Raw genomic sequence first — 21270 nt, 5'->3', positions numbered from 1 at the left:
ACTGCAAGGTTAGGGCGTTGATGAACGATGTTTTGGTGCGTTCAAGCCAGATTTATTATGATTTTTTGGAGCAAAATGCTCTAGGATTAGAAGAAATCAAAATAATTTCCTTTACCCTTACGCCCGAAGAGGTGCATTTTTCGCTAAGAGGCAAGATTTTTAACCCTGAAAGCTTGATATTAAAGGTGGGCGAGGAAGAATTTTTGATCGGACAAGAGGGGCTGGAGCAAAAATATTTTGATGAGCGTAGCAATGTTTTATGCCTTTTTATTGATGAAGCTATGCACAAAAAACTCAAAAAAACCAAGAAAAATGATATTTTTTTGTTTAGTGATCTGAAGTTTTTGGTAAAAAATGTCGAGGATTATTTCAGCACCACGCCCAAAATAGCCCTGCCTAATCGCTGTGTCGGCGTAGAGCCTATCATCTCAAAAGACCCTACGCTTGAGCAAGCCGAAGCGATCAGGGCTATTTTCTCCCATCCAGCGACTTATGTGTGGGGACCTCCAGGGAGTGGCAAAACCCAAATCGTTTTGTTTGAATCCCTCTTTAGCCTGATTCAAGCGGGCAAAAAAGTCTGCGTCCTTGCCCCTACCAACAACGCTTTGGAGCAAGTTTTAAAGACCCTTATCAAAAAATTTGACACTCTGGGGCTTAATCGTGAAAAGATTTTGCGATTAGGGATGCCAACAAGTGGGTTTTTGAACGCCTATGTAGAGGTTTGCGATCCTAATGTATTAAAAAAAGTCGCCCCCCAAAGCCTTTTTAGCTTTGCATCTGGTTTTAAAGATAGGCTCAAAGAGGCGCTTGTTGTGGGGATGACTATGGATGGATTTATCCGCAAATATAAGAGCTTGGAAGTGAAATTTGACCATATATTTTTGGATGAATGTGCTTTCACGCCCCTGATTAAGGCGTGTGCGTTGTGCGTGGATAATACGCCCCTGACTTTTTTGGGCGATCACAAGCAGTTAAGCCCGATTTGTGAAATGCCCCAAAAAGACATCGCTCAAAATGACAATTTTTATGCCAATCTCTGGAATCTCTCCGCACTCAATCTTGAAGAATTGTTTAAAAGCACGGATTTTGAGCGAAAAAATCCACTTTTTTCCAAAAGCCAATACCAAGATGTGGCGTTTGAAAACATATGCGTAGCAAAATTGACCAAAACCCATCGATATGGCGATAATCTCGCAAGCATTTTGGATAAGCATATCTATAAAAACGGGCTTCGGGGAGTTGTGGGGCAGACCGAGCTTTTTTATGTCGATAGCAAGCGTGAGCAGGGTGATAGCGATCATATTAGTCTCAATGAAGCAAAAAATGCCCTCAATTTGGTGCGGGCATTTTGGGGGAGTGATTATGCGGTTTTGACGCCATTTGTGAAGCAAAGACGGCAGATGATTGAGCTAGGCATCCCACGGGATAAGGTTTGGACGATCCATAGCTCGCAAGGCCAAGAGTTTGACACGGTGATTTTTTCTCCTGTTTGCTTGCATTATCATCTCACCAATTCCCAGAATATCAGGGCTTTGCACGCCCTAAATGTCGCAATCAGTCGGATAAAAAAACGCCTGGTTATTGTTTGTGATTATGATTTTTGGAAACTCCAAAATGGGCAATTCATCAAGCATATCTTGGAATCTTGCCGTCCTTTTTGATTGTCCTTATGCGGTTTGTTTTTCCAAAACAAACCCGAAGACCGCTCATCTATTTTAAACTCGGTTTAATTTTTTCTCTGAAAAATTAAACCTGAAGACCATTCCAGCAGGCAGAGCCTACTTCCATTCCTAAAGTAACCATCTCATATTTAAGCTTGCCTTGAATATTCGAGATAGGTTTCTAAGGTTTTCATTTTGCTTACTCGATTCGCTTAGCGAATCTGAAGACCACTGCGGGCGAGTGAATTAAGGTTTGGGCGTCTTGCGGTGCTCCTTATAGTCGCACAACGCAATCGCCGTGCGGAGCTAGTTAAGCCAAGCAGTTGGCTTTAACCTTAACGCTCCTCCTGTTCCTAAAGTATTCTGACCCACCCACCCGTTTTATTCCCAGCTACCGCTGGTCATCAACCCAGTTAAAAGTCTTTTTATTTCTGTAATAAACCTAAAGGGTGAATTAAAAAATCCCTAGTTTTGTTTTCTTCTTGAGAGGGGACAAGGGGCTTAAATTGCGAAGTCCGCCCCTTATCCCCCTCAAACTCCCCCAAACCCTGACCCGCCCCCTTATCGGATATGATGACACAGCGTAGATTGCTTTTTTGTTAGCAATTCTTGAGCTACTAGCAAACCAAAGCTCCCTACGCACTTTCAGCCTGCAGGCTAGGTGGGTGGCTTAAATGCGATGCTTGTGCGTTGGAAATAAATTTTTAAAGGTTTTTATTATGTTCTACCCAATTCGCTCCAGTGAATCGAATAAAACATAATGTTCTTTTTGATATGATTTCAAAAACGATTGGAAAATCATATGAAAGGTTCTTGTATGCATAGGGTTGAGATTTTGGTTTTGGATTTTGGTAGTCAATACACACAGCTTATCGCTAGGCGATTGCGTGAATACGGGGTTTATACCGAGATTGTGCCGTATTTTGAGACATTGGAGGCTGTTCGTGCAAAAAATCCCAAAGGTCTGATTCTAAGTGGCGGGCCTGCGAGCGTGTATGCCCCCGATGCTTACAAGCCCGATAGTCGGATTTTTGATCTGGGTATTCCTGTGCTTGGGATTTGCTATGGGATGCAATATATTGCGGATTTTTTTGGTGGGCGTGTTGTGCCTGCGTGCGCCCAAGAGTATGGCAAAGCGACGTTGGAGCTATTGGGGCAGGACACAGAGACAAATCCGATATTTAGGGGTCTCAAGCCCAAAAGTATCGTCTGGATGAGCCATAGTGATAAAGTCGAAGTGATCCCAAAAGGCTTTGTTGAGCTTGCAAAAAGTGGCAATACCCAAAATTGTGCGATTGCTGATTTTGCCCGCCAGATTTATGCGTTTCAATTCCATCCTGAAGTCGTTCAGAGCGAATGTGGTGGGGAAATGTTGCAAAATTTTGCTGTGAAAATCTGTGGGGCAAGCACGACTTGGGATATGCGCCGATTTGCCCAGAGTGAAATCGCCAAATTGCGTGAGATGACCGCAGATGGCAAGGTTTTGTGTGGCGTGAGTGGCGGGGTGGATTCTTCGGTGGTGGCGACTTTGTTGTATCGGGCTATCGGGGAGCGCTTAGTGCCAGTTTTTGTCGATCACGGGCTTTTGCGCTTTGGTGAGCGTGAGGCGGTTGAAAAAATGTTCCAAGAAAATCTCGGCATCCCGCTTATCAGTGTCGATGCTAGCGAGCTTTTTTTGGCTAAATTAGCCGGTGTGAAAGATCCAGAAAAAAAGCGCAAGATCATTGGAGAGACGTTTATTGAGGTCTTTGAAAAAGAGGCAAAAAAGTATCACCAAAATGGTGCAATCAAATTTTTGGCACAAGGCACGCTTTATCCTGATGTTATCGAATCTGTGAGCGTGAAAGGTCCTTCTAAAACCATCAAATCCCACCATAATGTCGGCGGCCTGCCTGAATGGATGAATTTTGAGCTGATTGAGCCTTTGAGGGAACTTTTCAAAGATGAAGTCCGCCAGCTAGGGCGTGAGCTGGGGATGCCAGAACATATGCTAATGCGCCACCCATTCCCCGGACCTGGTCTTGCGATTCGTATTATGGGCGATGTCAATCGCACGGATTTGGATTTGCTCCAGAAAGCCGATGCGGTGTTTTTGGATGAATTGCACAAAAGCGGTTATTATGACAAGGTGTGGCAGGCATTTTGCGTGCTACTCAATGTCAAATCTGTCGGCGTGATGGGGGATAATCGCACCTATGATAATACGATTTGTGTGCGTGCGGTAGTCGCAACTGATGGGATGACAGCGAGCTTTGCCCATCTGCCTCACGAGCTTTTAGAAAGCATTTCTACTCGCATTATCAATGAAGTCGCTGGGATTAATCGTGTGGTCTATGATATTACTTCAAAGCCTCCGGGAACGATTGAGTGGGAATAAGTCTTTTTGTTGATTGCAAATTGGCTATATTTTGTCAATAACTACATTCGTATAAAAAATAGGAAAATACGCAATGATTACAGGCGAAATCCGCAACAAGATAGACAAAATTTGGACAGATATGTGGGCAGGTGGCATCACCAACCCGCTCACCGTTATTGAGCAACTTACCTACCTAATGTTTATCCGCTCCTTGGATGAAAAGGACTTGGAAGCCGAGCAGTTTGAAGCCATCAGTGGTGAGAAAATGTCAAAAATCTTCCCGCAAGATGCCCAAGGTCAGGCGATGCGATGGAGTAAGTTCAAAAACCGCGACCCTCGTGAGATTTATGAAATCGTAGGGCAAAAGGTGTTCCCCTTTATCAAAGCCATTGGCGATGATGCAACCAAAGAGCAGGCTGCCTTTTCTCGCTATATGAAAGATGCTATGTTTCTCTTCCCGGAGGGGAAAAAGCAACTTTTGCAAAAGGTTGTCACTGCCCTTGATGAACTCTATGAGTATGACATCAAAGACAAAGATATGCTAGGCGATCTCTATGAATATATGCTCGGCAAGCTCGCCACTGCCGGGCAAAATGGGCAGTTTCGCACGCCCAAGCATATTCGTGAAATGATGGTAGCACTGGTAGCCCCTACTCCCGATGACCATATCTGTGACCCTGCTTGTGGCACAGCGGGATTTTTGGTGTCCTCTGCAGAATATATTCGCAAGCATTATGAGAGTGATATGACTACCGAGCAGTGGGAGCATTTTGCCGGAAATGCCTTTAGTGGCTTTGATTCTGATAATACGATGCTACGTATTTCTGCAATGAATCTAATGCTCCATTCCATCACCAACCCCGATGTGGATTATAAGGATAGTGTTTCCAAGCAAAACGATATCTCCTCCCGCTATGATGTGATTTTAGCCAATCCACCTTTTACCGGCACACTAGATGCAGAAAGCATCAATGACAACCTCAAAGCAGTATGTAATACCAAAAAGACCGAACTGCTGTTTTTAGCACTTTTTATCCGTATGCTAAAAAAGGGCGGGCGCTGTGCGTGTATCGTGCCTGATGGGGTGCTGTTTGGCACATCAAAAGCACATATTGCCATCCGCAAGGAATTGGTAGAAAATCACCATTTGCGAGCGGTGGTGTCTATGCCTAGTGGTGTGTTTAAGCCCTATGCGGGGGTTTCCACCGCCGTGCTGGTATTTACCAAAACAGGCGCTGGTGGCACGGAAAACGTTTGGTTTTATGATATGAAAGCCGATGGGTTTTCGCTAGATGATAAGCGTAGCGAAATCGCCGAAAACGACATCCCTGATATTCTTGCTCGCTTTGGAGATTTGGAGGGAGAAGCGGACAGAGCCAAAACCGAGCAGAGCTTTTTTGTGAGCAAAAACGAGATTGCAGAGAACAATTATGACCTTTCTATCAACCGCTATAAAGAAATGGTGTATGAAAAGGTAGCATATGATGCGCCCTCAGTGATATTAGATAAGCTTGTTATGCTAAATGCAGACATCACCGCCAAGACTGAGGAACTGCGGGGGCGGATTTGATGGGTAAATGGGAGATGGTGAGGCTAGGGGATGTTGGAACCATAGTAACAGGAAGCACCCCACCTAAAAAAGAAACTATATTTTATGATTCTGATGACATCCCTTTTTTCAAGCCTAATGATTTTTCGGAGGATACTATTGAGAAACTCACCATACCAAATGAGTATGTGTCAGAAAAAGCACGTAAAAAAATCAGACTTTTACCTGTTGGTTCAGTACTAGTTACGTGTATTGGAACAATAGGGAAGGTTGGTATTGCCACATGTGAAAGTACTTGCAATCAACAGATAAATGCTATTATTCCTCATGACAAGGTTATTGTTAGCGAGTACCTAGCAAATGTGGTTCTAACAAGAAGAGCATATTTGAAACAAATTGCAAATGCTCCTGTCGTACCTATAATCAATAAAAGTAATTTTTCGGAAGTTCTAATCCCCCTCCCGCCCTTAGACGAACAAAAGCGTATTGCCAAAAACCTTGACCTTGCCAGCGAGATAGTCAAGGGCTACAAGGAACAGCTTACCGAGCTAGATAAACTGGTGCAGTCGGTGTTTTATGAGATGTTTGGTGACCCTGTGATTAACGAAAAGGGTTGGGAAATTCAGTCTTTGCAAAGTGTATGTGATGTAAGAGATGGCACACACGATTCCCCTACTTATGTTAGAGATGGGTATCCTTTAGTGACTTCTAAAAATGTAAAGCAGGGCTACATCGATTTTTCTACAGCCAATCTGATTTCATCCGAAGATTTGATGAAGATTAACCAACGCTCAAAGGTAGATAATGGTGACATCATTATGCCAATGATTGGAACAATAGGAAATCCGGTTATTGTAAATGTCAATCAGGAATTTGCCGTTAAAAATGTAGCTATTATAAAGTTTGCGGATTCAATTATGTGTAACACATTTATTAAGACATTGTTATCTTCTTCTTTTTTTGAGAATGCAATTCAAAAGGTAAATCGAGGCGGAACACAAAAATTCATAGCATTAGGCGATATTAGAAAACTTCCTATACCTATCCCACCACCAGATACACAAACCCGCTTTACCAACATTGTAATTGAAATCGAAGCGCAAAAAGCCCAAATAAAGCAAGCGCTAACTGAGGCGGAAAACCTCTTTAACAGCCTAATGCAAGAATATTTCGAGTGAGGTGAGAGTATATGGAAAAGCTTACTTTGCAAGAACAGCTAGATTTATATTATCAAAACCTTTTGAAGCTTCAGTTTGGGGCATCAGAAGATATTTCTCACAATCCTACCAAAGGCAGTATGCGAGAAGAATTCATTAAAGACTTTTTAGAAAAGTCATTTCCACAAATTAAATTAGGGAGGGGACTCTTGACAAAGGGAAGTTGGCAAAGCACTCAAATTGACTTGCTAAAGCTTAAACCGAATGCAAGAGTATATATATTGGGTGGTCAAAATTTGGTTGAGGTAGATGACTGCATGATTATAATGGAAATCAAGAGCAATGGTCGCACAAAGGAACTTGAGGAATTTGAAGAAGTAGCCAAGATGGTCAAGGGACTTTCTCCATCCGTGATGTGTGGTATATTCTGTTACAATATAGATTTGACACCCAAAACACTCTTGGAGCGTTTTGGGTTTAAGTACAAAAAGAAGCCTTTGGATTTGTATATTAAATCAGGGAAATCCATTCTGTATCCTCATATAGACTTTATTTTCACGTTAGAAGCAAAAAAAGAAGATGGGATACCTTACCTCATCATTAAAAACATTGATGGTGAATATTACATTCCAAAAGATAATCCAGTTATTAAGCATTTTCTGGACATATTCAAAGATATTTCATAAATAAAATGAGGTAAAACGATGGCAAACTTTAGCTTTTTAGAACATCAAACCGAATACGCTCTCTTTTCTTCTGCCTGTATCGAGGCGGAGCGTGTTTTGGCGTCCTCGCCTGCGATGGCAGCAGTTGGGGCACGAAAAGCCTTGGAGCTTGGTGTCAAATGGGTGTATTCTGCCGATAGCACGATGCAGATGCCTTATAAAGAAAATTTACAATCCCTCATCCACGAACCAAGCTTTCGTCTTGCCCTAGACTATAAGACTTGGAGAAAGTTGCCCTTTATCATCAAGCTAGGCAATTTGGCAGTCCATACCGAAAAGCAGGTATCCAAAAGCGATGCAATGCTCTCCCTTGCGGGGCTGTTTGAGTTTATTGAATGGATTGATTACTGCTATGGCGCAAACTATGAGGAGCGGAAGTTTTCTGAGGCACTCATCCCTGCTGAAAAATTGGTGGTCGATGAAAAAGCGATCAAAGAACATCAAAGCATCATCGCCCAAAAGGACGAAGAGATTGCCCGCTTGCAGGCACTGGTTGCCACACACTCCAAGCAGTTTATGGAGCTTAAAGCAACCCAAATGCCCCAGCGTAGCTTTACGCCGGATGATATTTCTGAGTTTGTCACACGCAAAAAATACATAGATGTGGATTTGAAGCTGTTGGGATGGGTATTTGAGGGTGAAAACAAGGATTGTATCGAGGAATATCCTGTGGTGGATATGGCGGGTGTAGATGGGCAAGCTGGCTTTGTGGATTATGTGCTTTTGGGTAAGGATGGATTGCCCCTTGCTGTGGTGGAAGCCAAACGCACCAGCAAAGACCCCAATATCGGTCGCCAGCAGTGCAAGCTGTATGCCGATGCGATTGAGCGCAAGTGTAAGAGGAGACCGCTGATGTTTTGCACCAACGGCTTTGAAACCTATTTCTGGGATGATTTGAGTTATCCGCAACGTCAAGTCAGCGGGATATTTTCAAAAAGCGACTTAGAAAAGCTCATTACACGACGGGATGAACGGCGCGCGCTTAGTCAAATTGTCATTGATGATCGCATTACCGATCGCTATTACCAAAAAGAAGCCATCCGTGCGGTGTGCGATAATATTGCTACAGGTCACCGCAAAAGCCTTTTGGTAATGGCAACGGGCACAGGCAAAACCAGGACGGCATCGAGCCTCACGGATGTGCTTTCCCGTGGCGGGCATATTACCAATGTCTTGTTTTTGGCTGATCGCACAGCGCTAGTCAAGCAGGCAAAGGATGATTTTAAAAATTACCTACCGGATATGTCTCTTTGCAATTTGCTTTCTAACAAGGATGACAAAAATGCAAGAATTGTGTTTTCTACCTATCCAACGATTTTAAATTCGATCGATACTGCCAAATCCGAAAACGGGCAACGGCTTTTTACGCCTGCTCATTTTGATTTGATTATTGTAGATGAAGCCCATCGCAGTATTTTCAAAAAATATCGTGCGATTTTTGACTATTTTGATTCTCTTGTGGTGGGCTTGACTGCCACGCCAAAAACCGATGTCGATCGCAATACGTATGATTTTTTTGAGATAAAAAATGGTGTGCCAACCTATGCGTATGACTATGAAACCGCTGTGGAGACAGATCACGTGTTGGTGCCATACTATAATATTGAAGTGGAGATGAAGTTCTTGGAAGAAGGAATCGTCTATGAAGATTTGAGCGATGAGGACAAACAGCGATATGAGGAAGATTTCACAGAGGATGATGGGGGATTGCCTGATTCTATTTCCCCATCAAAGCTCAATGAAATTGTGTTTAATGAAGACACCATAGATATGGTGCTACAAGACCTTATGACAAAAGGTATTAAGGTCAAGGGTGGGGATCGTATCGGAAAAACGATTGTATTTGCCCAGAACAAAAAGCACGCCCAGTTTATTCTTGAGCGCTTTGATGCGCTGTATCCGCAGTATAAGGGGGACTTTGCCCGCCGTATTGTCTGTGAGGATAGCTATGCCCAAACTTTGATTGATGACTTTAAACAACCAGACAAGTTGCCCCAGATTGCCGTTTCGGTGGATATGATGGATACTGGCATTGATGTGCCAGAGGTCCTCAATCTGGTGTTTTTCAAGAAAGTGCGTTCCAAGACAAAGTTTTGGCAGATGATTGGGCGAGGCACAAGACTTTGTAAAGGGCTTGAGTGTATCGACTCAAAAGATGGCACATACGCTGACAAACGGCGTTTTTATATCTTTGATTATTGTCGTAATTTTGAATTTTTCCGCACGAATGCCAATGGCATAGAAGGCAAAGAAACCCAAACGCTTTCGGAAGCAATTTTTGCAAAGCAGGTGCGATTGGTCTCGCTTCTGCAAGAGGTAAATTTTGGGGATGAGACACACCAGGGCTTGCGAAAAAAGCTGGTAGCAATTCTTGCTAGTCAAGTCGCGGGACTGAATACAGAACTGGTATCTGTGCGTTTGCACTTAGGAGCGGTGGAAAAATTCAAAGTGATTACGGCGTTTGAGAGAATCAGCGAACAGGACAAGTATGACTTGATACGCCGTCTCGCACCATTGGTATTCAATGAAGAGCAGGACGAATATGCCAAGCGTTTTGATAATTTTATGTATGGATTGATGCTCGCATCATTTGAGTCGGCTTCTATGTTTAAAAAGCTAAAAGCACAACTTTGCAATATGGCTAATGATCTCGCAGGGCGAACGACTATCGCAGAGGTAAAGGCAAAGTTGCCCTTGATTACTGCAATACCGACAGATGAGTTTTGGGAAAATTGTGGCTTATTGGATTTGGAGCAGGTGCGTTTTGAACTGCGAGGTTTGATTCAGTTTATTGTCGATGAGGGTGATGGCAAGAAGATAGTATGCACCGATCTTGCCGATGTGGTGCTTACTACAAAGGAGGGGGAAAGCGTTGGTGAGGCTTATACTTTTGAGGATTATCGCCTAAAGGTAAATCGATACATTGAGCAACACAAGGATTCCAGCGCTATTTTGAAGCTACGCAATAATATCAAGCTAACCGAATCTGATTATCAGGCCTTGTCTGATATTCTCACAAAAGAATTAGGCAGTGAAGAGGACTACAAAAAAGAGTATGGGGATATGCCTTTTGGATTGATGATTCGTAAAATTGCCAAGCTTGAATACGAAGCTGCTATGCAGGTATTTTCTGGATTTATCAACGAACAAGGGCTTAATCACGAACAGATCGTGTTTGTGCGTAAAATTGTGGATTATGTGGTGCAAAATGGGTATATCGAAAGTGCCACCGAACTGATGAAACCGCCTTTTGATACGCCTCAGAGCTTTATGAAGCTCTTTGGGCAACCTGAGCAAACTAAGCTGGTTGCGCTGGTAAATCTTATCAAAGAAAATGCTTTGGTGGCGTAGGTGTCCCCTCAAATAATTGCCATTTGAAAAGATATAAAAGTCGAGTGGGAATAAAATTAAGTTTGAATGATTTTGGGTTTGCTAGCAATTTGAATCTTAAAATTTGACATTTTTGCTGTTTGCATTTTGCTTATTTTTGGCGTGGCAAAAATACTTTTTAATAAAATCTAAGTATTTCTTAGCTAGAATTACCGATTTAAATTCACAACAATAGACATAAAGGAATTGCGATGAAAAAAGGCATTCACCCCCAGTATGTTCCCTGCAAGGTAACTTGTGTTACCAGCGGGAAAGAAATCGAAGTGTTGAGCACAAAAAGTGAGCTAAGGATTGATATATCGAGCTTTTGCCATCCTTTTTATACAGGTAGTGATAAAATCGCCGATGCAGCCGGCAGGGTTGAGAAATTTAAACAAAAATATAATCTAAAATAATGCCGTGCTGACCCTCTTACCCACGCCTATTGGGAATCTAGCCGATATTACTTTGAGAGCCTTGCAGGCTTTGGGTGAGGCTAATGTCGTGATGTGCGAGGATATCAGGGTTACGAAAAAATTGATCGCACTTTTTGGGAAAAACCCCATCATCGCCGAGCATTTTTCTGCTATTTTTGAAAAAAAAGATTTTGTATCCTTTCATTCTCATAATGAAAAAGATTTTTTTAAAAATCTCACGCAGGATTTTTTTCACCAAAATAATGTCGTGTATATGAGTGATGCGGGGATGCCCTGTGTGAGTGATCCAGGAATATCGCTTATAGCCTATGCCATAGCAAATAATATCCCTTATGATGTGCTTCCGGGTGCGAGTGCGGGAGTTGTTGCGTATGCTTCGTGTGGGTTTGATGCCCAAGGTTTTTTGTTTGCTGGGTTTTTGCCACACAAGCAAAAAGAGAGGCGGGAGAGGATTTTAAATCTTTTACAAGGTTGTGCCTATCTTGAGCAAAGCATTCCCATCGTGATGTATGAAAGCCCCCATAGGATTTTGGATACGTTGGAAGATTTGGCTTTGCTCACCCCGAATGCGAGGCTTTTTGCCATCAAAGAAATGACGAAAATGCACCAAAAATATTTTATCGGGCAAGCCCGTGAGGTTTGCGCTCAAATAGAATCGCTCAATACAAGCGGGGAGTGGGTATTAGTGCTTTTTTCAGATACAAAAATGGAACGCTCGCTTTCAAGCGCACAGATATTGCAACTTGACATCCCTCCAAAAATCAAAGCCAAAATCCTCTCAAAGCTCCAAAACGAAGACACCAAAAGCCTTTATAAAAAAATTTCTATGCAAGTGTCCGTATGAATAATATGATTGTTTATGGAAAACGCATTGTAATGCACCTTTTGGAGCGTCACCCCGAACGTATCGAAGAAATCTATCTGGCTAAGGAAATCGACCCTAAAATTTTTACTTTTATGGCTAAAAACAATCGCCGTATTTTGCGCACAGATACCAAAAAAGCCCAAGCAATGGCGAGGGGCGGGAATCATCAGGGGTTTTTGGCAAAAATCCTCCCACCATCGCCTATTTCGGTCTCTGAGATAAAAAAATACCATAAGATTTTGGTGCTTTGTGATATTACGGATGTCGGGAATATCGGGGCTATTGTTAGGACGGCGTATTGTCTGGGTGTCGATGGGGTTGTGCTGGGCTTAAGGGAGAGTTTTTCTTTTGAGGGCGTTGTGCGCTCGAGTGCGGGGGCGATGCTAGATATGCCATTTTGTATCTGCAAAAATATTTTGGATCTCATCAATGAACTCAAAAATGAGGGCATACAATGCTATGGGGCAGATGTTGGGGGTCAAGATATTGTGGGTATTGAGCCAAAGGAGAAATGGGCGTTGTTTTTGGGCAGTGAGGGTGTGGGATTGCATAAGAAAATTTTATCAAAACTTGATAAAATAGTCTCAATCAAAATGAAACGGGATTTTAATTCCTTAAATGTGAGCGTCGCAGCGGGCATTTTAATCAACAGGATGGGTTAAATGGAAAAAGCAATCGAAAAACTTAAAGAAATCGGTGTCAGAGAAATCAGCAAAACCACCAAGATTTCTATCAATAAGCTCGATGATATTATCGAAAAGAGATTTTCAAACCTCCAAAGGGTGCGTGTGGTCGGGTTTTTGAAGATTCTTGAGCGGGAATATAAGGTCGATTTGAGTGAGTGGCTCAAAGAATACGATGAAAATTTCTTTGCCGGCTCGCAGGCTACCCAAGAGGTCGAAGACGTCGAGCATTCTGTCAATAATCTCGATCTGGACACGCAAAAACAAAAAGATGACTTGATCGAAGAAAGAAAAAAGCAACTCATTTCTAGAAAGCGTTTTTATATTTCTTTGATTGTTGTGGTGGTGATATTGGGAGGTTATTTTGGCTATAAGAGCATTTTTATGAAGTCGCCTAGCCCTTCAAAACATAGCCCATTACCCCAGCAAGAGCATTTGACAACCCCTGAAGAAAGCCCTGCAGTAGAGGAAGAAACTAGCCAGCAAGAAACCAGCAATATTGAGGAAGAAAATGCTAGCGATGGTTTGACCGAAGATGTTTCAGATGAGGCTATGAGCGCTCCAGTGCCACAAGATAACGTTTCAAAATCTGAAAAAAGCCACAAAGAACAGATTGTAGTTATCCCCAATCGTAGCCTTTGGATTGAAGTGCTTGATCTTAGTAGCAAGCAAAAATTTCAAACCATTGTAAATACGCCTTATCCTATCGAAGTCAAAAATGATAGATTATTAATATCTTTTGGTCACGGCGATTTTTCACTGCAGACTAATACAGGTGTAGCACATTATGAAAAACCTTATCCAATGCGATTTTTATACACCCCCAAAGAGGGTGTCAAACAAATCAAATACGCACAATATCTCGAATTAAGCGGTCAAAATTAATGATTTTAAAAATCGCCATTTCCATAGCTTTGTTTTTGTCTTTGGCATTTGCAGATGCCTTGGATGACAAGATCGAGAATCTCATTGGGACGCAAGCTTATAATGTTAATAAAAACTTTATCAATCGGATTTTTAATAACAAACAAGCGTTTTATGTTGATGGCAGGATTGATATTAAAAAGTTGGTTGCCACGCTCAAAGATAATGGCTTGTTGATACTCAAATTCAGCCAACCAAGCGAGCTTAATATTACTTTTGTTTCTCAGACAACGCCGATTTTTTTGACACGGAGTATCAATAGCGCGCTTTCTTCGATGGGGTATTCTTATTTTGCAGTTTCAAAAGCAGAATACACCGCAGGGATAGCTAAAATTACGTTTAGTTTTGCTACTGAACACGCTTTGGAGCCTTCGATTATGATTGATGAATTAAATAAACGGGGCTATATTTTTACCGACATCAAAAGAAATTCTATTTTTGATTGGGAATATGATATTGAGCTTGTCGATCCCAAGCTTGCCAATGCCAGAGAGATTTCGCCCTCTAATGAGGTTTTGGAAGTCAGAGAAGTGAGCGGGGAGTATTGGTTTAGCACAAAAGATAGTGGCAATATTACCATCACTGCCAAAACGCCCTACTGGCGTCCTCGCATTGTTCTTTATGATAAGGATCTCCAGATTATCAATCTGATTTCTCAAACCAGCACAACCAAAAAAATCACATTTAGCCTTTTGGAAGGGATTCGTTTTATTATGGTGAGCGATATTCAGAATCCTGCTATAATAAAAAACGGGCTTGAAATCAAGTTTGAAGAATTTGATAAATAAGGTTGCTTGATGTTTGATGAAATTGAGTTTGAAAAAATCAAACGATTGCCAAAATATGTTTTTGCAGCTATCAATGAGATGAAGCTTGATATGCGCCATCGCAATGAAGATGTGATCGATTTTAGTATGGGTAATCCCGATGGGCCAACGCCCCCGCATATCATCGAAAAGCTTTGTGAAAGTGCGCATAAGCCAAAAAATCACGGCTATTCGGTTAGCAAAGGGATTTATAAACTGCGCTTAGCGATTTGTCGGTGGTATCAGAGAAAATATAACGTTTGCCTAGATCCCAATCTCGAAGTTTGCGTGAGTATGGGGAGCAAGGAGGGGTATGTCCATCTTGTTGCTGCCATCACCAATCCGGGCGATACGGCTGTTGTGGCAGAGCCGGCTTACCCGATCCATTATTATGCTTTTATTTTGAATGGTGCGAATGTCGCGAGGTTTGGTATCAAGTGGAATCAACAAATGGAACTCGATGAGGATGATTTTTTTGAGAATCTTTCTCGTGCGCTAAAAGAAGCGATGCCCAAGCCAAAATTTGTGGTTGTGAATTTCCCGCATAATCCCACCACGACGATCGTATATAAAAGCTTTTATGAACGGCTTGTGGCAATGGCTAAAAAAGAGCGGTTTTATATCATCAGCGACATCGCTTATGCGGATTTGTGTTTTGATGGCTACCAAGCCCCCAGCGTGCTTGAAGTGCCTGGCGCAAAGGAAGTCGCTGTGGAGACCTACACCCTTAGCAAGAGCTATAATATGGCTGGATGGCGGATTGGCTTTGTGGTGGGTAATCAAAAAATCATCGGCGCACTCCAGAAAATCAAAAGCTGGATCGACTATGGTATCTACACCCCACTTCAAATCGCCTCTACTATCGCCCTTGAGGGTCCCCAAGACTGCGTGGAAGCCATCAAATCAAAATACGAAAAGAGAATGCAAGTCTTGATAAAAAGTTTTCAAGAAGCTGGCTGGGAGATGGATAAACCCAAAGCGAGTATGTTTATCTGGGCAAAAATCCCGCCTTGTGTGGAGCATTTGGGAAGCTTGGAGTTTTCTAAACAGCTTTTGCAAGTTGCCAAAATCGCTGTGAGTCCGGGTGTGGGGTTTGGGCAACACGGCGAGGGGTATGTCCGTATTGCCTTGATTGAAAATGAAAATCGTATCCGCCAAGCCGCAAGGAATCTCAAAGCATTTTTGAAAGATTTTCAATAGGCTTTATTATTTTTTACTCGGTTTAATTTTTTCTCTGAAAAATTAAACCTGAAGACCATTCCAGCAGGCAGAGCCTGCTTCCATTCCTAAAGTAATCATCTCATATTCAAGCAAGCTTGAATATTCGAGATAAATTTCTAAGGTTTTCATTATGTTTTACTCGATTCGATAAATCTAATCTGAAGACCACTACCACCGATTAAATCGGTGTTCGCTCCTAAAGTAACCATCTCATATTCAAGCAAGCTTGAATATGAGATGGTTTCTAAGGTTTTCATTATATTTTACTCGATTCAGTTTAAAAACTGAATCTGAAGACCGCTACCACCGATTAAATCGGTGTTCGCTCCTAAAGTAACCATCTCACACCCAGCCAGAGGCTGTGCGTTCGAGATAGGTTTCTAAGGTTTTCATTATGTTTTACTCGATTCACGTTGTGAATCTGAAGACCGCTACAGGCGAGTGAATCGCCCTACGTTTCTAAAGTTTAGGGTTATAACGGCGTGCTTTGCACTTCGTTATCTACCTAATTTTATAAGAAGCCACAACCACCCTACATATAAGCACACACCGCTCGGCTCACCTTGCCTTGATGGTAAAGCTCACAGAGATAATCGTGAATGACTGCTGGCTTGCTATGCTTCCCGATGGGGAAAACGAGAATACGAAAGACAAACGGCACCCTCGCAAAATCGGATTCAAATCCTTTTGGGACTTTGATGATTTCATCGGCGTTATTTTCTCGGTAATAATCAAATTCTTCGGTTATTTTAATATTGCCATTGTCGAGGATTTCGCCTTTTAAGGGTGTAGTAAATGAAAACATTTTAACTCCTTATGTTGATTTTTTGATGGTTTTTGTATATAATTTTTGTATTCTAGTTTGTGATGGAACTAGATAGTTTTAGCCTTGAAAAAATTTATTAGCTAGACCTGTTTTGGAAAAAGCCTGACGTCTTTTGGCGTTGGGCTTTTTTTATGGAATGTGGGCGGGCGGGAATCCAAAACAGGAGTCCGCAATGGATGCTATTATCCTTGCTATCTTGGCGGTCGTGATTCTCATTAAAGAAATTCGCGATCTGTTGCGATAGCCACCTAGCTTTTTAAATTTCCCGCTCTGCCTCATCAACAGGGCGGGTTTTATTATTTGTTTTTTGCTCGGTTTTCATTATTTTGAACTCGATTCACGTTGTGAATCTGAAGACCGCTTGATGGAAGCAAAGCTTCCAGTCGCTCCTAAAGTAATCATCTCATACCCAAAGCTTTGCTTTGTGTATTTGAGATATATTTCTAAGGTTTTCATTATTTTGAACTCGATTCAGTTTTTGCAAACTGAATCTGAAGACCGCTACCACCGATTAAATCGGTGTTCGCTCCTAAAGTAATCATCTCATATTCAAGCAAACTTGAATATTTGAGATATGTTTTAAAGGTTTGGGCGTCTTGCGGTGCTCCTTAAAGCTCACATATTGCCATCGCACTGCGGAGCTACCGAAGACGGCAGTTGGCTTTACGCCTCTCCTCTCACGCTCACGCGGGGCTTGAGTATTGAAGTATTGAAAAATAATCAGATCGGCTTTTTAGATTGCAGGCTTGCAACATCGCAAAATATGCCTACATTGGTATTAAAAATCCATATTGATAGATACATAATATCTCCGTCCCTCGTGGATATAGTTGTAGTTATTGACTTGCGTATTTATGTTTTTACTGCGACCAGGATAGACAACATCCACCCAATCGGAGAATTTTTCATTCAATAGATTATAGACAGCAACATTGAGCCGAATATTTTTGGTGATATTGTAATGCCCGCCGATATGGAGTAAAAAATAGGGATTAAAAAATGGCTTTGCACCCGGATAAGCTTTTTTGAGATCATCAAAAGAGTAAAATATCACATAATCAGCTGTGGATAACCAGCCCGGCTCACCTCTTGGTTGTTTGGCATAAAATTCACCCCGCAAATAAAGCCCAAAAAGTTTTTTGAATGTATAGTTTAGCGTGCCATTGAGATTATGCTCTGGGATATTGAGTAGGGGTTTGTTTTTGTTATTGCCTTTGGTTTGGAGGGTTTTTGTAAATGTATAATTGAGTTGTGCATCGATACTGCTTGTCCCCAAATCAATCGGCTTGAGGTTGAAAAATACTTCTGTGCCATACGTGATGGCTTCATCGACATTTACAGGGATATAACAAGCATTATTTGTCCGTGAAGTATGCCCATTGAGTGAGCAAACCGGACTGCCTTTTACTGGAAGCTTCTCACCAAGATTGAATTTTTGCCCATTCCTGCCATCAAGGATTTTATCTTTGAATTGATTGTAAAATCCCGTGATACCCATATCGGTGTAATCTGTCTCTGAAAGGGCGGAGAGTTCAAAATTAAGCGAGGTTTCAGGCTTCAAATCAGGATTGCCATATGAGAGTCTTAAATCAGCACTATTTCCGCTTATGGTGTAGTTGCCATTGACAAGTTGGTTGGCTGTTGGGACTCTATAACCTGTGGAGACCCCGCCTTTGAGGGTAAGCCAATCAGTAGCATCATAAGCGAGATATGCCCGTGGAGAAGCGTTAAAACCAAAGGCAAAATTGTAGTTTTCCCGAAATCCTAGTGTCAAAATCAGATCGTCTGTGAGGCTGAGTTCATTTTCTGCAAAGAGGCTGATATTGTTCTGATAGAGAAAATCCCCGCCCGTTGAGGCAATGAGATCTTTATCAAAGAGAGAAGAAAACCAATATTCCCCGCCTAGCACCAGTTGGCTTGTCCCCAACGATAGCTTGGCTTTTGAGGTAGCGATTACATCAAGCCCTGTGAGATCACGGCTTTTTTGATTCCCCAAAGCATCGACATAATTCTCACCATTTCCCCGCAATCCCGAGTTGTTGATTTGGATGGAATTATCTGTTTTTACCCGATCATAATCACCAAAATGTGCCAATATGCCATTGTTTTGATAATATTTTGCGGGTTCATAGACAGAATCTGGCCACGAGTTATACCACGCTTCATTGTGTGAAAAATCCACATAAGCGTGATTTTGCTCTGATGGTGCATATGATAATCTCGCCCCAATATCATATTTGTTGCTTTCTAAAGCCCCTGCGAGCAATCCATAGCCCTCTTGAATGAATTTTTTGCCATCGGGGGTCGGAACGACTGCCATATCTTTTTTGGATACATAGGAGGTATAAGCTTCACTCCCTCTGATCGCAATCCCCCAGTGTTTTTGGGGGTCTAGGGGCCCTGCAGTATAAAATGAGCCTTTATAGAGATTGCTAAATGCCTTTTCTTCTTGCAAGGTTGTGGAGAGATTGAAATTTGTGTGCCATTTATCAAAATTTTTTTTGGTAATGATATTGACCACGCCCCCCATCGCATCGCTTCCATAGATGGTGCTCATCGGTCCTCTGATGACTTCGATCCGCTCAATCGCAGAAAGTGGGGGGATAAATGAACTAAATATCGAATCAGCGCCGTGAGGGAATACTGCGGGACTGACATTTTGACGTTTGCCATCAACGAGAATAAGCGTGTATTGGGAGGGCATACCTCGAATGGAGATATTATAACCGGTGTTGCCGGTGATGTCTTGATTGGTCGTGATTCCTGGCACTAAGGAGAGGGCATCGCCAAGGTCTCTAACGGGTCTGTCTTCTAAATCCTTGGGGGTAACGATAGAAATGCTTGCGGGGGCATCTTTAAGATCTTGGGCAAAGCCACTCGCAGAGACAACGGACTTTTGAAGCGTAAAAGTCTTTGCCCCCCCCCCCATTGCTAATTTCTTCGCTAAAAGCCAACAGAGGGGATAGGAGAAGCGAGCCAAAGATAATATTTTTTTGAATACGTGGATGAAATATTTTCATTTTAATTCCTTTGATAAAAATTTAATATAAATAGATTATAGTAATTATTATTAATTTAATCTTAAGTTAGTTAAAAAAATAAAATTTTTTTATGCTGTTTTTTGGGCTGGTATTTTGGCTATTTGGGGGACAGGTGTTTGATTTTATTGATTTTTATTGTGCTTGGTTGGGGTGCATTGGGTTTGGATTTGTCTGCCAAACCCTGCTATTTTGTCGTTGGTTTGGCGACTTGGTAGCCGGATTTAAGGTTTTGTTTTGAATGCAAAATCATTTAATAACAGACCCCTTTAGCAACATATACAAACTCAAATCATTAAGCGATTCCATTTTTTGATACATTTTTTTTGCTTGGGTTTCTGCGATGGCTTTTTGGTTTTTATCCATCTGTTTGAGTGGTCGCAAGCCAAAATCCTGTGTGTATAAAAAATCCTCATTCCCCACGATGTCATAACCAAAGGCTTGGTTGTTTGGGTCAAATGGTGCTTTGGGGTCATTGCTAAAAAATGGCTTGCCAAAGCTATGATAAACAAAGCCTTTAGGGGCGACTAGCTCTATAAGCGTGGGCGTGATGTCGGTATGTGAGGCGATATGAGCAAGCATTTTGGGCGCAAGCGTAGGGGAATAGAGGATGAGTGGGACTAAATAATGCACCTTCGGATCGTTTGTGTTTACCGGTGCAACACGCCCGTAATGATCGCTGGTGATAACAAAAAGCGAATCAGGATAGGCTTTGGCGATTGTCTTGATAAAATGCGTAACTTGTTTGTCATACCACCAGATATGCTCTAAGATATTGGCATCCATTCCAGGTGAGCGTTTGGAAGCGGGGAAATGTTTGTCAAAAAAAGTGCTTAAATCGGGGACATTGAAATATTTTAGATCCAAATCATACGGGGGGTGGATAGAGGTTGTCATTATCATATTAAATGTGGGCTGGGTAGCCTTGCTTACCTTGTCTTTAACAAAGTCAAACATCACGTTATCGTGCGTGCCCCATTCATTAAACAGATGTTTTTGATAGGGTTTGTTGTGGGCAAAGTTGAGCATATCAATACCATCAAAGGTTTGATCAAATCCCTCTATAAGGGCAATCTTATCAAATAGCCCGTATTTGTCTTTGCCTTCTTTGTCATAAGCCCCGTAAAAAAATCTACTTTCATAACCAAGCTGGTGAAATATCCCTCCTGGTGCGGTGGGCGAGAGATTAAATTGCCCAAATAGCTTGTGAAGATAGAGCTTGGTCTGGACCAATCCTGTCATTTGCACGCTCAAGCTCCGGATGGTGCAAGGTCCATTTTCAACAAAATAGGGCATTTTAAAGCCGTGTTTGTTATCAATAAGGCTTTTGAGCCCTGAAGTCAGCCCGATGGCATCAAATACAGGGTCAAATGCCCAGTCGCTAAAGCTTTCAGAAACGATATAAAAAATATGCTTGATTTGTCTGTGTGATGGGTTGGTGCTTGTGCGTTTTAGCAGGGAGGTGAGATCGAGAGGGGCGCTTGGTGTGGTGGGGAGATCAAAATAATCTTTGCTCGCTTCAAGCAAACTCTGTGTGGAAAATTTGAAATCGGTTATGGCGCTATTGTCTTTATAATTGAGCCAGACAACAAAAAGGTGGCTCATAAACCCGTGAGAAGTGCGCTTGAGAAAAACATCTTTGGTTTGGTT

At 42.0% G+C, this 21270-nt stretch carries 16 protein-coding genes; 12 read left to right on the top strand and 4 right to left on the bottom strand.

Annotated features, from left to right (window positions below; translation table 11 throughout):
• Positions 1 to 20 precede the first annotated feature (20 nt).
• The 12 genes from BJI48_RS00315 (at position 21) to BJI48_RS00260 (ending at position 15735) form a co-directional block, all read left to right on the top strand.
• On the top strand, positions 21 to 1661 hold the full coding sequence (locus BJI48_RS00315; RefSeq protein WP_095330637.1) for an AAA domain-containing protein: 1641 nt from the start codon (positions 21 to 23) through the stop codon (positions 1659 to 1661).
• Positions 1662 to 2478: 817 nt separating this feature from the next.
• Entirely contained in the window at positions 2479 to 4038 is a 1560-nt protein-coding gene (guaA, locus tag BJI48_RS00310; RefSeq protein ID WP_095330635.1) for a glutamine-hydrolyzing GMP synthase, read from the top strand.
• A gap of 73 nt (positions 4039 to 4111) precedes the next feature.
• Positions 4112 to 5590 carry a class I SAM-dependent DNA methyltransferase gene (locus BJI48_RS00305; RefSeq protein WP_095330633.1) on the top strand — a complete coding sequence of 493 codons (1479 nt, stop codon included), beginning with the start codon at positions 4112 to 4114 and terminating at the stop codon, positions 5588 to 5590.
• The gene (locus BJI48_RS00300; protein ID WP_095330631.1) at positions 5590 to 6747 is read left to right on the top strand and encodes a restriction endonuclease subunit S; all 1158 of its coding nucleotides are present in this window, start codon (positions 5590 to 5592) and stop codon (positions 6745 to 6747) included. The genes BJI48_RS00305 and BJI48_RS00300 overlap by 1 nt, the downstream gene beginning before the upstream one ends.
• A gap of 11 nt (positions 6748 to 6758) precedes the next feature.
• Entirely contained in the window at positions 6759 to 7412 is a 654-nt protein-coding gene (locus BJI48_RS00295; protein ID WP_095330629.1) for a DUF6602 domain-containing protein, read from the top strand.
• Positions 7413 to 7430: 18 nt separating this feature from the next.
• Positions 7431 to 10802, top strand: a complete 3372-nt coding sequence (locus BJI48_RS00290; RefSeq protein WP_095330627.1) for a DEAD/DEAH box helicase family protein — start codon at positions 7431 to 7433, stop codon at positions 10800 to 10802.
• A 230-nt stretch (positions 10803 to 11032) separates the two neighbouring features.
• Entirely contained in the window at positions 11033 to 11236 is a 204-nt protein-coding gene (gene rpmE / locus BJI48_RS00285) for a 50S ribosomal protein L31 (RefSeq protein WP_095298951.1), read from the top strand.
• Between the two features lie 4 nt (positions 11237 to 11240).
• Positions 11241 to 12101, top strand: coding sequence for a 16S rRNA (cytidine(1402)-2'-O)-methyltransferase (gene rsmI / locus BJI48_RS00280; RefSeq protein ID WP_095330625.1), 861 nt, complete (start codon positions 11241 to 11243; stop codon positions 12099 to 12101).
• Between the two features lie 5 nt (positions 12102 to 12106).
• Complete coding sequence (gene rlmB / locus BJI48_RS00275) at positions 12107 to 12784, top strand: 23S rRNA (guanosine(2251)-2'-O)-methyltransferase RlmB (protein WP_095330623.1); 678 nt, start codon at positions 12107 to 12109, stop codon at positions 12782 to 12784.
• On the top strand, positions 12785 to 13690 hold the full coding sequence (locus tag BJI48_RS00270; protein ID WP_095330621.1) for a hypothetical protein: 906 nt from the start codon (positions 12785 to 12787) through the stop codon (positions 13688 to 13690). It abuts the gene before it with no gap.
• The gene (locus BJI48_RS00265; protein WP_095330619.1) at positions 13690 to 14517 is read left to right on the top strand and encodes a hypothetical protein; all 828 of its coding nucleotides are present in this window, start codon (positions 13690 to 13692) and stop codon (positions 14515 to 14517) included. Before BJI48_RS00270 ends, BJI48_RS00265 begins: the two co-directional genes overlap by 1 nt.
• A 9-nt stretch (positions 14518 to 14526) precedes the next feature.
• On the top strand, positions 14527 to 15735 hold the full coding sequence (locus BJI48_RS00260) for an LL-diaminopimelate aminotransferase (RefSeq protein ID WP_095330617.1): 1209 nt from the start codon (positions 14527 to 14529) through the stop codon (positions 15733 to 15735).
• A gap of 553 nt (positions 15736 to 16288) precedes the next feature.
• On the opposite strand, the gene BJI48_RS00255 is transcribed toward BJI48_RS00260, so the two are convergent.
• The 4 genes from BJI48_RS00255 to BJI48_RS00245 form a co-directional block, all read right to left on the bottom strand.
• Positions 16289 to 16561 (bottom strand): DUF1353 domain-containing protein, encoded by a 273-nt coding sequence (locus tag BJI48_RS00255; RefSeq protein ID WP_095330614.1) that lies wholly within the window; start codon positions 16559 to 16561, stop codon positions 16289 to 16291.
• Positions 16562 to 16903: 342 nt separating this feature from the next.
• Entirely contained in the window at positions 16904 to 17038 is a 135-nt protein-coding gene (locus BJI48_RS09605) for a hypothetical protein (RefSeq protein ID WP_257874328.1), read from the bottom strand.
• 322 nt (positions 17039 to 17360) lie between these two features.
• Positions 17361 to 19511: a TonB-dependent receptor gene (locus BJI48_RS00250; RefSeq protein WP_095330611.1), complete on the bottom strand. Its 2151-nt coding sequence runs from the start codon at positions 19509 to 19511 to the stop codon at positions 17361 to 17363.
• A 358-nt stretch (positions 19512 to 19869) separates the two neighbouring features.
• Positions 19870 to 21225, bottom strand: coding sequence for an LTA synthase family protein (locus BJI48_RS00245; protein WP_180762995.1), 1356 nt, complete (start codon positions 21223 to 21225; stop codon positions 19870 to 19872).
• Positions 21226 to 21270 lie beyond the last annotated feature (45 nt).

The organism is Helicobacter sp. 11S02596-1 (assembly GCF_002272825.1).
GTDB lineage: Bacteria > Campylobacterota > Campylobacteria > Campylobacterales > Helicobacteraceae > Helicobacter_J.
Note: the sequence above shows the minus strand (reverse complement) of the source record. Positions and strands in the feature narration are given on the sequence as shown.